General features: G+C 35.1%; 11 protein-coding genes. 10 read left to right on the top strand and 1 reads right to left on the bottom strand.

Features of this window, described 5'->3' with window-relative positions; all coding sequences use genetic code 11:
• Window positions 1–2: 2 nt before the first annotated feature.
• From B5X51_RS02840 to B5X51_RS02805, 8 genes are all read left to right on the top strand, one after another.
• Entirely contained in the window at window positions 3–1,157 is a 1,155-nt protein-coding gene (locus tag B5X51_RS02840) for a glycosyltransferase family 4 protein (RefSeq protein ID WP_079719346.1), read from the top strand.
• Between the two features lie 57 nt (window positions 1,158–1,214).
• Entirely contained in the window at window positions 1,215–2,381 is a 1,167-nt protein-coding gene (locus B5X51_RS02835) for a glycosyltransferase family 4 protein (protein ID WP_079719345.1), read from the top strand.
• A 48-nt stretch (window positions 2,382–2,429) separates the two neighbouring features.
• Entirely contained in the window at window positions 2,430–3,035 is a 606-nt protein-coding gene (locus tag B5X51_RS02830) for a sugar transferase (RefSeq protein ID WP_079719344.1), read from the top strand.
• A 2-nt stretch (window positions 3,036–3,037) separates the two neighbouring features.
• The gene (locus B5X51_RS02825; protein ID WP_079719343.1) at window positions 3,038–3,640 is read left to right on the top strand and encodes an acetyltransferase; all 603 of its coding nucleotides are present in this window, start codon (window positions 3,038–3,040) and stop codon (window positions 3,638–3,640) included.
• Window positions 3,633–4,814: a DegT/DnrJ/EryC1/StrS family aminotransferase gene (locus tag B5X51_RS02820; protein WP_079719342.1), complete on the top strand. Its 1,182-nt coding sequence runs from the start codon at window positions 3,633–3,635 to the stop codon at window positions 4,812–4,814. The genes B5X51_RS02825 and B5X51_RS02820 overlap by 8 nt, the downstream gene beginning before the upstream one ends.
• 96 nt (window positions 4,815–4,910) lie before the next feature.
• Window positions 4,911–6,887 carry a polysaccharide biosynthesis protein gene (locus B5X51_RS02815; protein WP_079719341.1) on the top strand — a complete coding sequence of 659 codons (1,977 nt, stop codon included), beginning with the start codon at window positions 4,911–4,913 and terminating at the stop codon, window positions 6,885–6,887.
• 10 nt (window positions 6,888–6,897) lie between these two features.
• Complete coding sequence (locus B5X51_RS02810) at window positions 6,898–7,677, top strand: polysaccharide biosynthesis/export family protein (RefSeq protein WP_245828690.1); 780 nt, start codon at window positions 6,898–6,900, stop codon at window positions 7,675–7,677.
• Window positions 7,678–10,083: a GumC family protein gene (locus B5X51_RS02805; RefSeq protein WP_079719339.1), complete on the top strand. Its 2,406-nt coding sequence runs from the start codon at window positions 7,678–7,680 to the stop codon at window positions 10,081–10,083.
• A gap of 247 nt (window positions 10,084–10,330) precedes the next feature.
• Here B5X51_RS02805 and B5X51_RS02800 read toward each other — a convergent pair whose 3' ends face one another.
• The gene (locus tag B5X51_RS02800) at window positions 10,331–11,059 is read right to left on the bottom strand and encodes a tyrosine-protein phosphatase (RefSeq protein ID WP_079719338.1); all 729 of its coding nucleotides are present in this window, start codon (window positions 11,057–11,059) and stop codon (window positions 10,331–10,333) included.
• Between the two features lie 76 nt (window positions 11,060–11,135).
• On the opposite strand from B5X51_RS02800, the gene B5X51_RS02795 reads away from it, so the two are divergent.
• Window positions 11,136–12,494, top strand: a complete 1,359-nt coding sequence (locus B5X51_RS02795; protein WP_079719337.1) for a capsule assembly Wzi family protein — start codon at window positions 11,136–11,138, stop codon at window positions 12,492–12,494.
• 30 nt (window positions 12,495–12,524) lie between these two features.
• The gene (locus B5X51_RS02790) at window positions 12,525–14,696 is read left to right on the top strand and encodes a PAS domain-containing sensor histidine kinase (protein ID WP_079719336.1); all 2,172 of its coding nucleotides are present in this window, start codon (window positions 12,525–12,527) and stop codon (window positions 14,694–14,696) included.
• Window positions 14,697–14,794 lie beyond the last annotated feature (98 nt).

Here is a 14,794-nt window from a genome sequence, read left to right as displayed (position 1 = left end):
TTATGCGTATACTTTTTTATACTACTTCATACTTCGCTAAACATGGTGGTAGCATTCAATCTATAGAATTGCATAGGCATTTAAAAAAGTTTTCTGCTGTAGAAGCTATTGAAATATTTCCTGAAAAACATGAAAGACTAGCGGTTCATAAGAAAGGAAAAATTACCTTTAGAGATATTTTAAGACGTTCCGGACTTTTTCAAACGCTATCATTTTTTAGAAGAAACCGTTTTTATTTAAAAGGTTTAACTAAAAAGGTAGAAGAGTTTAAACCTGATGTATTACTAATTCGAATAGACTCCAATTTCTTACAAATTAGTATTCTAAAGAAAAAGTTTCCCAATCTCCTCATTTGTGCACAGATTAATGGCTCTCCTTTTGATGAAAATTATAAAAATATTGCTTTTAAAAAATACTTTCTTCAATTGCAATACAAAGCTTACCTAAAAACAGATTTAAATATTTTTATTTCCGATTTTTCCAGAAAAAATATAATGGGTTTAGATTTCAATCCGAATAAAAATATTGTTGTGCATAATGGAACTAATGTTGCCAAGTTTTTCCCTATTTCTAATAAAAACGATTTGCGTTTAAAATTAGGTTATCCTAAAGGTGCTTTTATTTTTGGATATATTGGCACTTTAGATCATCATAAAAAAATGGAGATTCTTATTAATTCATTTTATGATTTGCAGAAAAAACATGAAAATTTATTTTTAATTATTATTGGAGATGGACCTGCTTTTAATAAAATTAAACAAAGGATAAATTACCTATCATTAACCGATAAAACAAGTATGTCTGGTTGGTTAAATCATAAAAATATTAATGCTCATATTAATTGTTTTGATGTGGCAGTTCATCATTATGCAAACCCATATATGAATCCTTTAAAGATTTTTGAATACCTTTCTGCCGGTTTACCTGTTATTGCTCCAAATATTCCATCTATACAAAATTCTTTTAAGACAGATGAGGATTTATTAATCACCAGAGCTAATGAAGATTCTTTAAAACTAGAAATGGAGAGAATTATGAACGATGACGTTTTGAGAACTAAGCTTAGCAACAAACAAAATTTGATAAAAAAAGTTGAGAATAATTTTACCTGGGATAAATACGCGGAAAGAATTTTAAACAATCTCCAAAAACTTTAGGAAGGCGGCTAGTTCATATTTTGGAAATATTACTTTTGCAGCAAATTATTATATCCCATGCCTAAAAAACTCATTCGCATTACCACCATTCCCCTTTCCTTAGAAAAACTACTAGAAGGGCAGCTTACTTATATGAGTCAATATTATAAGGTTACCGCTATTGCTGCAGAGATGGAAAGGCTCGAGAAATATGGAAAAAATAATAAAGTAGACACTTTTTGGGTTGAAATGACCCGGGCCATTACCCCGGTAAAAGATCTAAAAGCAGTTTGGAAGCTGTATAAATTTTTTAAAAAGGAAAATCCGGAAATTGTTCATACACACACACCAAAGGCGGGGATTGTCGGTATGTTGGCCGCTAAACTAGCTGGAGTGCCTTTGCGCTTACATACAGTAGCCGGGCTACCGCTTATGGAAACTACCGGGACTAAGAGAGTGATTTTAGATCAGGTAGAGAAATTCACCTATAAGTTGGCTACAAAAGTTTACCCGAATTCTCGTGGCCTAAAGGAGATTATCCTTAAGGAAGGTTTTACTGAGAAGAATAAATTAAAAGTGCTTGGAAAGGGAAGTTCTAATGGAATTGATACCAAATACTTTGATCCATACAGCTTTAAAGAGGACCAGAAGATAAATAAAAGACAGTCACTTGGGATTCCTCAGGATGATTTTGTGTTTATTTTTATTGGAAGATTGGTTAGTGAAAAAGGAATAAATGAATTGGTGGATGCCTTTAAAAAGCTCCAAAAGAAAAATCAGAATATTTCCTTGCTGCTGGTAGGGCCTTTTGAAAAAGAACTGGATCCATTAAATCAAGATACGTTTAATAGTATAAAAAACCACGAAAAAATTATCACTACGGGGTACCAGGAGGATGTCCGTCCATATTTTGCTATTGCTAATGCCCTGACTTTTCCAAGTTATCGCGAGGGCTTTCCAAATGTAGTGATGCAGGCCGGCGCTATGAACCTTCCGGCCATAGTAAGCGATATTAATGGGTGTAACGAGATTATTGTAGAAGGCATTAATGGGGTTATAATTCCGGTTAAAGATACCTCTGCTTTATTCTCTGCTATGGAGTTGTTTGTTGAGAATACGAATTATACCAATAGGCTTTCATCAAATGCCAGGGATGAGATCTGCAAATATTATGAGCGCAAAGAATTTTGGCAAATTCTGTTAAAGGAATATAAAAGCTTGGAGAAGCTGTATATAAAGTCATAATTTTGCACGGCTAAAAAAATATCTAATAATAAGGTCCAAAGTACTTACATGTATAGGCATTTTTTAAAAAACATTCTCGACTTTTTTATAGCTTTTACGGCATTATTAGTGCTTAGTCCGTTATTAATTCCTATCACAATTTTATTAGCTTTGGCGAATAACGGAAAACCCTTTTTCTTTCAGAAAAGACCGGGAAAAAATGGGCATATTTTCAATATCATTAAGTTTAAAACGATGACTGATGAGAAGGATGAAAATGGAAATTTACTTCCTGATGAAAAGAGGTTAACAGCGGTTGGGAAATTCGTTAGAAAAACCTCTATAGATGAGATTCCGCAGTTGATAAATGTTTTAAAAGGGAATATGAGTTTAATAGGTCCCAGGCCTTTATTACCTCAATATTTACCTTTATATTCTGAAAGGCAAAGAAAGAGACATAATGTAAAACCTGGAATTACCGGTTGGGCGCAGGTAAATGGTAGAAATGCCATTAGTTGGACCAAAAAGTTTGAGTATGATGTTTGGTATGTGGAAAACCTATCTTTTAGCTTGGATTTGAAAATTATATTCAGAACAATAAAAAAAGTATTGATTTCTGAAGGAATAAATACAGCTAATATGGCAACTACAGAAGCATTTAACGGTAAAAATTAAGCATGAATATTTACGGAGCCAGCGGTCATGGGAAAGTCGTTTTTGATATATTAAAAAGCAGGAATATTCAAATAGACGCTGTGTTTGATGATAACCAGGAAATTCAAAAATTTCTTAGCTTTAAGGTAACACACAAACCTAATGAAGATCAACTGAAAATTCCATCAGTTTTAGCTATAGGAAATAATGTGATTAGAAAACAAGTTGCCCGTAGGTTTACCGGGATGATTTCCGAAGCTGTGAGTCATGCTAGTGCAATAATTTCAGATAATATTAAAATGGCAGCGGGAACTGTGGTAATGCCAGGAGCTATTATTAACGCCGGTTCTAAAATAGGAAAACACTGTATTATAAATTCTGGAGCGGTTGTTGAACACGATGTGCAGCTTCAGGATTTTGTGCATATAGCACCAAACGCTGTAGTTACGGGAAATGTCACTATAGCTGAAGGTACTCAGGTGGGTACCGGAGCCTCGGTTATTCCGGGGGTTAAAATTGGTAAATGGGTCTCTATAGGTGCCGGTGCTGTAATTATTGAAGATGTTCCGGACTTTGCAGTCGTTGTTGGCAATCCTGGAAAAATAATAAAATACTTGAATGAATAAAGATAAAATTTGGCTATCCTCTCCACACATGGGCGGAAGTGAGCAAAAATTCGTCAACGAGGCTTTTGAACAAAATTGGATAGCCCCATTAGGCCCCAATGTAAACGGTTTTGAAGAAGATATAAAAAAATATCTTAATTCCTCCCCCTTAGGGGGAGGCCAGGAGGGGGCCGAGGGGGCTTCTGTAGCAGCTTTAAGTTCGGGGACAGCCGCCTTACATTTGGCTTTGGTGATGCTAGGTGTAAAAGCCGGTGATGAGGTGCTTTGCCAAAGCATGACCTTTGCTGCATCAGCAAATCCTATTGCTTATTTAGGAGCTACTCCCATATTTATAGATAGTGAAGAGGAAACCTTGAATCTTTGCCCCAGGCATTTGAAAAGAGCGATTGAAGATAGGGTTTCAAAAGGAAAAAAACCGAAAGCGATAATAGCCGTACATTTATACGGAATGCCTTATAAAGTAGATGAGATTAATGCAGTAGCTGCTCAGTTTGATATCCCGGTTATTGAAGATGCCGCTGAAGCTTTGGGTAGTACTTATAAAGGGCAGAAATGTGGAACATTTTCTGATTATGCGATACTTTCATTTAATGGGAATAAAATTATCACTACTTCTGGAGGGGGTGCTTTAGTTACTAAAAATAAAGCAACCAAAGATAAAGCTGTTTTTCTGGCTACACAGGCAAGAGACGCGGCACCTCATTACCAACATAGTGAAATAGGTTACAACTATAGGTTGAGCAATATATCAGCCGGAATAGGGCGCGGCCAAATGGAAGTGATAGATAAACGAGTAAGTGCAAGGAGAGAAATGCACGATTTTTATGTAGATTTGTTTTCTGAAATTGAAGGTGTTATGGTTCATACAGCTCCAAATACTGACTATTTTTCAAATCATTGGTTAAGTGTAGTGACTCTTAATAAGAAAAAGACCGCGGGAATAGGTCGTGAAGATCTTCGTTTGCATCTTGAAGCATTGAATATTGAAAGCAGACCTTTATGGAAGCCCATGCATTTACAACCGGTTTTTGAAAATGCTCCTTTTTATGGAGATTTGGTAGCAGAAAATTTATTTGAGAACGGTCTCTGTTTGCCTTCGGGATCTAATTTGGGCCCGGAGGAAAAAGATAGAATAAAGGCGGGAATTTTATCCTGTTTTAAACAACAGAAGTAAACTGCCTTTGGGTTAAGCCCAAAAGGTATTAATGGATTTTTTTTGATATAGAGGCAAGCCTCGAAGCATTTAATCTCGATTATCAATTAAATAATTATGGGAGATAAAATAAGTAAGATATTAAGAAATATACTCTCGGGTACCGATAACGCCCTCGATTTAAGGAATATTAAATATTTACCCAGGTGGGCGGTCTATTTAATAGACCTGTCTTTGGTTACTATTTCTACGTTGTTTACGGTTTTAATTATTGTAGATCTTACCCCAAATTATTATACTATTCTTAGTTTTTATGATAAAGCTTTTATCGTAATAGCTGTTCATATTTTCTATTTCTATGTTTTTAAAACTTACGCTGGCATTATTCGGTATTCTTCCAATATAGATGCTCTAAAGCTACTTATGGCTACCATGAGTTCATTTTTTACTTTGTTGTTTATCAATTATATAAACTATTATATTATAGGTGAAAAAATATTTTTGGTTGGTGGTTTATTTATTAATTTATGTATTTCTTTTTCCCTGCTATTTCTATTTAGATTAGGTGTAAAACAGATTTATGAGTATTTTAAATTAGTAAGTAGAGATGAAGATATATTAAAGGCGGTTATTCTTGGATCTGATGAAAACGCTATTTCTATTGCTGGTGCGCTAGATATAGAGATTCCAAGAAGATTTAAAATAGTTGGTTTTTTAACTAATGAGAAACACAATAAAAGTATAAGGTTGCTTGATAAACCTGTTGTTAATTACTCTTCTAAAATTCATAAAGCGGTTGAATCTTTAGATGCAGAAGCTATAATTCTTTCAGAAAATAATTTTACTGCTGAGGAAAAATTCAATTTTGTAGAAGACTGTCTTGAAAATAATATTAAAGTCTTTAACGCACCTATTGTTTCAACCTGGGGTGAAGACGCACAACCCATAGCGAAAAAAGTAAAATCTCTGCAAATTGAGGACCTTCTGGAACGTGAACCTATTAGGCTTCATCCCGAAAATAAAATAGAGCAACTAACGGGAAAAACCATTTTGGTAACAGGTGGCGCTGGTTCTATAGGGAGCGAGATTGTAAGACAGGTAGCGCAGTATAATCCTAAGAAACTAATTATCCTTGATCAGGCCGAAACACCGCTTCATTCTTTAAGTCTAGAGGTAAATGCAAAGTTTCCGGATTTAAATTGCAAATTTATTATTTGTGACGTAGGTAATTTTAAGCGTTTAGAGCTTATGTTTCAGAATCAGAATATTGATGTTGTCTACCACGCAGCAGCCTATAAACATGTACCCTTAATGGAAGAAAATCCGCATGAAGCGGTTTTTGTTAATATCCAGGGCACTAAAAACCTGGCTGATCTTTCCTTAAAGTATAAGATTTCACATTTTGTGATGGTTTCTACAGATAAAGCAGTGAACCCAAGTAACGTTATGGGAGCTTCAAAGAGAGCTGCTGAAATGTACGTGCAGTCGCTTTATCATTCTAAAATCAAAGGAGATTCAAATACCACAAAATTTATAACCACCAGATTTGGAAATGTTCTTGGCTCCAATGGTTCTGTAGTTCCTTTATTTAAAAAGCAAATAGAAAAAGGAGGGCCGGTAACTATTACCCATCCTGATATTATACGATATTTTATGACTATCCCGGAAGCCTGCCAATTGGTTCTTGAAGCTGGCGCTATGGGGAAAGGGGGAGAGATCTTTATTTTTGATATGGGAGAACCGGTGAAAATTATGGATTTGGCCATAAAAATGATTAAACTTGCCGGCTACGATCCAAATAAGAATATTAAAGTGAAAATCACAGGCTTAAGGCCCGGTGAAAAGCTTTATGAGGAGTTACTGAATGATGAATGCAAAACACTACCTACGCATCATAAGAAAATTATGATAGGCCAGGAAGTAGTGAGGGATCATGAATTGATAAAGGAGAAGATTGAAAAAATCATTAAATCTGCTAATTCATTAAATGCTGAAAAGATGGTGAAAAAAATGAAAATTCTCATTCCTGAATTTAAGAGTAACAATTCATTATTTGAGAGTCTTGATACAAAAGAAGAAGTAATAAGTGAATAAAAACAACTGCATGTTCAAATCAATGAGGAAACTGGGATGGTTTCTTATTTTAAGTATTATTGTTTCAAGTTGTGCTACCAAAGATCAGGTGGTATATTTTAATGATGTTCAACAATTAGAGGGACAGGTGAATTTGCTGGAGTATGAACCGAAAATAGAACGAAATGATGTGTTAAGAATTAACGTCTCTTCTTCTTCGGTAAATGAAGAAATAGTAGCTCCATTTCAAATGAATCAACAAGGCGCCCAATCTGGTGGAGGAGGTGGCCAAAACCTTTCTTTAACTGGTTATTTGGTTAGTCCACAAGGCACAATAAACTTCCCGGTATTAGGTACGGTAGAAGTAGAGGGTCTATCGCGCACCGCAATTCAGGAAAAGCTACAAAAACAAATTGCGGAATATGTTAGAGATCCTGTTGTGGATGTTAGAATTGTGAATTTTAATGTTACGGTTCTGGGGGAAGTTGGTAATCCGGGTCGAGTTCAAATTACCGATGGTAGAATTACTATGCCTGAGCTTTTGGCAATGAGTGGTGATGTGAGTTATACGGGAAAACGACAGAATATAAGAGTTATAAGAGAGGTAGATGGTGTGAAATCTGTTGGCTTCATAGATATGACAGAAATTGATCTTTTCGACAGTCCGTATTATTATTTAAAACAAAATGATATTGTATATGTGGAACCCACGTACGCCAGAATGAAATCTGCCGGATTTTTTGGAAGTCCAGGAGCTATTTTAGGTCTTGTTAGTTCAACATTAAGTTTAATTTTTATATTCACAAGATAGATGGAAGAATTAAACGATTTTAACGAAGAGAGAGAAGAATCTAACTTCGATTTAAAAGCGGAACTCTTTAAGTACCTGGCCTATTGGAAATGGATTTTTTTAGGTTTCCTTATTGGAGGATTAATAGCTTATTTATATAACAGGTACACTATTCCAAAATATAGAACTGAAGCTACAATGATGATTGTAGACGACCAGGAGAAAAATGCGATGAATGCAACTCCTTCTGGGGGAGGAGCTATTTTCTCTTTAGAGGATGATGGAATTCAAAACCATATAGAGAAATTAAAATCTAAGCAACTTGTAGAGAGTGTAGTTGATGAGTTAAATCATAACATTAGTTATTTTATTGAGGGAAATGTAATTACTGTAGAAGCTTATAAATCAAGTCCTGTTTTAATTGAGTTTATTACCCCTGATAGTATTGTTCATTCTATTTCAAAAAATCTTATTGTTACTCCAACTTCAGATACTTCATTTAAACTGGAAGAAGAGTCCAGTGGATATTCAGAAAATCATAATATTGGAGAAGTAATTAAGTTGGGTGACATCCAATTCACAATTTTACCAAAGTCGGGAGAAGAAGAGGGAACTTTTAGGAAGACTAGATCTGTAAATATAAGCATTCAGCCGCTAAGAGCTGTAGCCGCAAATTATATAGCAAAATTACAAATAGCTCAAAAAGGTCAGGCTAAGGATATTTTAGCTTTAAGTCTAGTTCAGGAAACATCCGAAAAATCTGAGGATTTTCTTAGTAAATTGATGGAACGCTTTAATGAAGAAGGCGTTAAAGATAAACAGGAAGTAGCTGAAAACACCACTAAGTTTATTCAGGATAGACTGGAGATGATCACTACCGAATTAGATTCTGTAGAAGTGAATATCGCTGATTTTAAAAGGGATAATCAAATAATGGATGTTGGTAGTGGTGCTGCACAGTTCCAGTCCAAATTTACGGCTGCCGAACAGGAGGTTTTTAATTTAGAGACTCAGCTTCAACTCTTGAGTTCGGTTGAAGACTTATTAAGAAACCAAGGTAAATATGAATTACTACCCGATGTAGGTATTAGTGAAGGTGGAATTTCAGGCCTTGTGAATTCTTACAATACCCTAATTATGGAGCGTAATATGTACCTTGAAGGAGGTACGGAACGTAACCCGATTGTAAAAACAATCACTCAACAACTGGATAGTCTAAGAGATAACCTTTTTGAGAATATTGAAAGTACCAGGCGTTCACTTAATGTAAGGTTAAGAGAGCTTAATCAAAGGGGAAATGTTGCACAGGGACAATTCAGTAATTTCCCTGGTCTTGAAAAAGGAATGCGCAGTATTGAACGCCAGCAACAAATAAAAGAGCAGCTATATTTATTTCTTTTACAGCGCAGAGAAGAGGCGGCTATTTCATTTGCCGCTACTGCTTCAGTTGCCCGTGTTATTGATGATCCTTTTACCAATAATGCTCCTGTAGATCCTAAACCCTGGCTTATTTTAGTTGGAGGTTTTTTAATTGGACTAATCATTCCAATTCTTATAATTTTCCTTAAAAATTTGCTGGATACTAAAGTACATCATAAGGGAGAATTGAGCGGATTAACCAGGCATATCCCATTTATTGGGGAAGTGCCACGTATTGGCGGAGAACAAAATCAACGAATAGAATTGAACGATCGTACGCCTCTGGCTGAATCATTTAGAATTTTGCGAACAAATCTTGCCTATTTGTTTCAGAATAAGGATAAAGACAGGGGAGAAGTTATTTTTGTAACTTCTACGATTAAAGGAGAAGGAAAAACTTTTGTCTCCTATAATATGGCGCGTACCCTGGCCAGTACCGGTAAAAAAGTTTTACTGGTAGGTGCAGATATTCGTAACCCTAAACTACATAGGTATGGCGAGATAAGTGATACGGCTCCTAAAGGCCTTTCCGATTATTTATACGATTTTGAAGTGTCTGAAAATGAGATTATTTCTGTAGAAAAAGAAGCCGGAATAAAAGTAGATATGGTTCTTTCAGGGCCTATTCCCCCTAACCCTGCAGAACTACTAATGAACGACCGATTGGAGAGTTTACTGGAATATGCAGCCGGAGTTTATGATTTTGTATTAGTAGATACCGCTCCAACAATGATAGTGACAGATACCCTGTTGGTAAGTCCACTCGCTGATACCACTTTATACGTGGTACGAGCAGATTTTACCGATAAAAAGATGCTTGATTTTCCTAAAGAGCTGAAGCAACAAGGAAAACTTAAGAGCCCTGCCATTATTCTAAATGATGTAGATTATTCAAAATTCTCTTATGGAGCTAAGTATGGGTATTCTTATGGCTACGGATATGGTTATGGAGTTGATAAAGAGTCTCGCTGGCAGCGAATAAAGAACAGGATGTTCAGAAATAAATAGGGTTTCCTAAGCTAAATTTTTTGAATATCCGTAAACAGTTATACTTTAAAATGTTAACGTCACCCTGAACTGGTTTCAGAGCCTGCCCCGAAATTTATTCGGGGGTCTAAGTTGAGTGGTAGGTACTATTGTGTTAGATGCTGAAACAAGTTCAGCATGACGATTTTTTCATAAATTCATTTCTATGAGTGAAAGGGGATATACATTCTAAATTTTATATCGAATTGTAAATCCAAAGTTTTGTTTATTAAAATAAGGCTTTGGATTTTTCAATTATTGGCTCAAGGGAATTGATTTGCTTCTTCTTTAATTTTATATTCCCAATTTTCTCCAGGTGTTCCATTCGGTGCACATCGCTACTAATAAAATCTATCATCCCATTTTCAAGTAATTGTAAGGCTTTTTTTTGAATTCCTTTCCCATAGTGAGGAGTAAGGGATAACATATTTAACTGGAAATTACATCCTCTCGTTTTTAGATCTTTATACTTATCAAAACTGCTGTCGTGATAAAAAGCGTAACGTTCTGGGTGTGCAAGTATTGGTTTTAGGTTGGTATTCTGAATTTTAAATAGAATTTCAGCTAAATTAATAGGCGCCTGAAAATAAGACATTTCTACTAAAACATAGTTGTCTGTTATTGTCAGTACATTGTCTTTTTCCAGTTGGTCTATTAAAAATTGATCCATCATATATTCGCCCCCAGCTTTAATTGAATTTCCTTTTGGTAGCTCCTTTTTTAGCTTTTCCATAGCCGGTATAATGGTTTCGGGAGTATTAGGATAAAACTCGCCCATCACGTGAGGGCTGGCTACAAAATTAGTGATCCCAAATTCATTAAACTTTTTAATCATGGCTATAGAATCGTCTACAGTATTAGCCCCATCGTCTATACCCGGCAGTAAGTGATTATGGAAATCGGTGAAACCTTCCAGCAAATCGGCTAAAAAATATTTTTTCTGAAAAATGGATAGCATTTCTAAGTTTTAGAAGCATAAAATTACATATTTTTAAATCGAATTAAGCATATTTAAAAAGTCTTAACGCCTACTTATGAAACATCTTTTACTAGCATTATTATTTTTTTCCTTTTTCCTAAATGTCCAAGCACAAAATATTGAATTTAGTGGACAAGTAAACGCAACCGGATTATTGTATAGCGATGATAACTCCCCTTTTTGGTTTCATACCAATCAAAGAGGAAGAGTAGATGAAAGCACCAATTTTTCCGGTTTTATTACCACCCAAGGATTTTATAAGCTTTCCGAAAATTCTAATTTAGAGTTTGGGCTGGGAGCACTTTATCAGGACGGTTATTCCGATAAACTCCAGTTAGATGAAGCCTATTTAGCTTTTAATAATTCCTGGTTGGGAATTGTGGCCGGTCGTAAACAGCGAAAGGAATTATACCGAGGCTTAAGTGCCAGCAACCAGAGTGTTTTATGGTCTTTAAACGCCAGACCGCTTCCTGGAATTCGACTTTTTACCACACGCCCTATATTTTTTAAAAATAATCGCGGACTTGGCTTCCAGGCTTCATTTGAAGAATATCTTATGGATGATGAGCGTTTTGTAGAAAACACCAGGCTTCATCATAAAAGCTTCCATTTAGTTTATAGATCATCACCTAAATTTCAAATTTCAGCTGGGTTGAGACACTTTGTACAATGGGGCGGCACACATCCCGAATTCGGGGATCTTCCTTCTGATTTTGAGGCTTATACCAGGGCAGTAACCGGGAGAGGAGCAGGAGAAGATACCGGAGATGGAATTTCTGAACAGGAAATCAATGGTTTAGGAAATCATCTTGGTAGTTATGAGGTAAATATCAAAACTATATTAGCCGGTTATAATATTGAGCTTATTTATAATCATTTATTCGAAGATGGCTCTGGAAGTTTACTTAGAAACACACCTGATGGCCGGTATGGTATTTTTATAGAAGACCCTACGGCTCCCTTAAATGCCTGGGTTAGTGCAGTAATGTATGAGTTCTACTATACCAAAAACCAAAGTAAGAATACCCCAACTACAGACGGGCAGGATAATTATTTTAATAATAATCTATATAGATCTGGTTGGACTTATGAAAATAGGGTGCTGGGGCTTCCATTTATTACCCTTGGGCCAGATAGATTTCGTATAAGCAACAATAAAATACTTGCACATCATATAGGTTTAAGTGGGATGGCTTTTAATAAAATTCCATATAGATTTCTGGGGAGTTTTAGAAAAAATTATGGTGGGAAAGGAAGTGCAAATACCAATGGACAACATATACTTTCTACATATCTAGACTTAAATTTACTTCAAAATGTAGTAAACTTAAATCTTCAGCTAGGAGGTGATTTTAGTGAAATTGAGGGTCCTAATTTTGGTGCCGGCATTTTTATTTCTAAATCGTTTTTATAAAAAGGAACCGTAAATTCAAACTGCGTCTCAATGAAAAACATAGCGATACCGGTTTTAAAAATTGACGGGAATTTTGAAATTATAAGCTGGAATACTTCCGCAGAAGATTTTTTAAAAGTTACTTTTAAAAAATCTCCAGGTGCACAGTTAAATTTAAAGGAAATTTTGCCTTCGGGGATTTGGAGTGAATTCCAATATAATTTTGAAGCAAATGGAGGTGTATTTCATAATATTTTTACTTTCTCAAAAACTAAAAATTTAGAGATTTTTAGCAGTCCCTGTTTAGATGATGGGGGAAATATTAAAAACTATTCACTAAGCATAAAAGTTGTTTCTTCTAGGGATACTACTTCATCTGAAAATATAATTCAATTAAAAAATATTCTGGAGAACTCCTCTCTAGCTATTTTTCTCACCGATCCATCAGGCCCTATCATAGGTGTAAATAAAGCTGCTTGCAGGATGTTTGGTTATTCCGCTAAAGAAATGACAGGTCTCCATCGGGAACATATAATGCAGAAAAATATCAACTTAGATAATGCGGTGGAGCATAGGAATAAGGCGGGTGAGTTAAGAAGCGAATTAATAGGAGTTCGAAAAAGTGGCGAGACTTTTCCTTGTGAGGTACATTCGGTTATTTATACCAATAATGAAGGTGAAAAGAGAACCAGCACAACTATTATTGACATTTCAGAAAGAAAAAAACAGGAATTAATTGCTGAAAACAACAAACAAGCTTTTCAATCGCTGTTTGAATATAATCCTGATGCAGTCTATTCTTTTGATCTACAGGGAAATTTTCTAAGTCTTAATGAAAGCGCCGCAAGACTTGGAGAAACTTCCCGCGAAAAATTAATGGAGATGAGCTTTTTACCATTAATTCCCAAAGATGATCAAGTGCGGGTTATGGAGTATTTTGCTAAGGCGACTCTAGGAGAAGTACAGCGGTATCAAACAAATTTTATAGGCTTAAAAGGAACAAGGAAGGTCTTGGATGTCACCAACTTTCCTATATATGTAAATAAAAAAATAGTTGGGGTTTATGGTATAGCTAAGAATATTACCCAACAAGTGAGTATGGAACAAAAGCTTTTGGAAGATCGCAATATGTTTCGGGCAATTATAGATTATATCCCAGATCATATTTTTGTAGTAAACGAAAAGCATGAAACTATTTTAACCAATCATAGTTTTTATAAAAATTATTTAGGTGTTGAGGACGAACAAAAAAGTTTAGGCTTAACCGCTGCAGAATTTTTAGATAAGGAAGAAGCTAATGAGATACTTGAAGATAACACCAGGGTTATGGATAGTGGTACTCCGGTATTAAATCGTGAAAAAATAATTCATAATTTTAATGGTGAAAAACAATATACACTATTAACCAAAGTGCCCTTTAGCTTTGGAGATAATAAAAAGGGACTGGTAGGAATTTCCAGGAATATTTCTGAAATTAAAGAGAAAGAAAAATCTTTAGAAGAATTAAACCAGGCACTTAAAGAACATGCAGATGAATTGTCATTATCTAATAAAGAGCTAGAACAATTTGCCTATATAGCTTCTCATGATCTTCAGGAGCCTCTAATAATGATCACTAGTTTCCTGGCTCAACTTAAGAAAAAATATGAGCACGAGCTGGATGAGAAAGCACAACAGTATATTTATTTTGCCAATGATGGAGCCATCAGGATGCGACAAATAATTTTAGATTTACTTGAATATTCAAGGGTAGGGAGAATACCGCATAAAGTTACAGCGATAAATCTTGAGCATTTGGTTGCTGAAGTCTTATTACTTCAGAAAAGAAGTATAACAGAGAAGAATGCCGGGATTGAAATAGGCACACTCCCAGAATTGAAAGTTGAAGAGCCACTCCTAAAACAATTATTTTCAAATCTAATAGAAAATGCCTTAAAGTATTCTTCAAAAGAGCGGACTCCCGAAATCAATATTTCATCTTTAGAAAAGGAGAAACATTGGGAGTTTGAAATTAGGGATAATGGAATAGGTATCGAAGAAGAATTCAGAGAACAGATTTTTATAATTTTTCAGCGTTTACACCAACGTAGTGAATATAAGGGAACAGGAATTGGTTTAGCAATATGCAAAAAGATTGTAGATAATTTTGGTGGTGATATCTGGGTAGATTCAACTTTTGGCAAAGGGAGTAGCTTTTATTTTACGATCCCAAAACAATTTTAGTATATTTACTAAATACTGATTTTTATTCATAAATTTTTTTAGGTTTTTTAACCTGATATACATTAATGTATTCAGTTTTATGATTTTTACGTTGTTAT

Source organism: Salegentibacter holothuriorum (assembly GCF_900168045.1).
GTDB lineage: Bacteria > Bacteroidota > Bacteroidia > Flavobacteriales > Flavobacteriaceae > Salegentibacter > Salegentibacter holothuriorum.
The sequence above is the reverse complement of the archived record's forward strand: the minus strand, read 5'-3'. Positions and strand labels throughout refer to the sequence as shown.

Excerpts from the sequence above, each read along its gene's own strand:
- B5X51_RS02840 (WP_079719346.1), top strand. The coding sequence starts at position 3 with ATGCGTATACTTTTTTATACTACTTCATACTTCGCTAAACATGGTGGT.
- B5X51_RS02835 (WP_079719345.1), top strand. The coding sequence starts at position 1,215 with ATGCCTAAAAAACTCATTCGCATTACCACCATTCCCCTTTCCTTAGAA.
- B5X51_RS02830 (WP_079719344.1), top strand. The coding sequence starts at position 2,430 with ATGTATAGGCATTTTTTAAAAAACATTCTCGACTTTTTTATAGCTTTT.
- B5X51_RS02825 (WP_079719343.1), top strand. The coding sequence starts at position 3,038 with ATGAATATTTACGGAGCCAGCGGTCATGGGAAAGTCGTTTTTGATATA.
- B5X51_RS02820 (WP_079719342.1), top strand. The coding sequence starts at position 3,633 with ATGAATAAAGATAAAATTTGGCTATCCTCTCCACACATGGGCGGAAGT.
- B5X51_RS02815 (WP_079719341.1), top strand. The coding sequence starts at position 4,911 with ATGGGAGATAAAATAAGTAAGATATTAAGAAATATACTCTCGGGTACC.
- B5X51_RS02810 (WP_245828690.1), top strand. The coding sequence starts at position 6,898 with ATGTTCAAATCAATGAGGAAACTGGGATGGTTTCTTATTTTAAGTATT.
- B5X51_RS02805 (WP_079719339.1), top strand. The coding sequence starts at position 7,678 with ATGGAAGAATTAAACGATTTTAACGAAGAGAGAGAAGAATCTAACTTC.
- B5X51_RS02800 (WP_079719338.1), bottom strand. The coding sequence starts at position 11,059 with ATGCTATCCATTTTTCAGAAAAAATATTTTTTAGCCGATTTGCTGGAA.
- B5X51_RS02795 (WP_079719337.1), top strand. The coding sequence starts at position 11,136 with ATGAAACATCTTTTACTAGCATTATTATTTTTTTCCTTTTTCCTAAAT.
- B5X51_RS02790 (WP_079719336.1), top strand. The coding sequence starts at position 12,525 with ATGAAAAACATAGCGATACCGGTTTTAAAAATTGACGGGAATTTTGAA.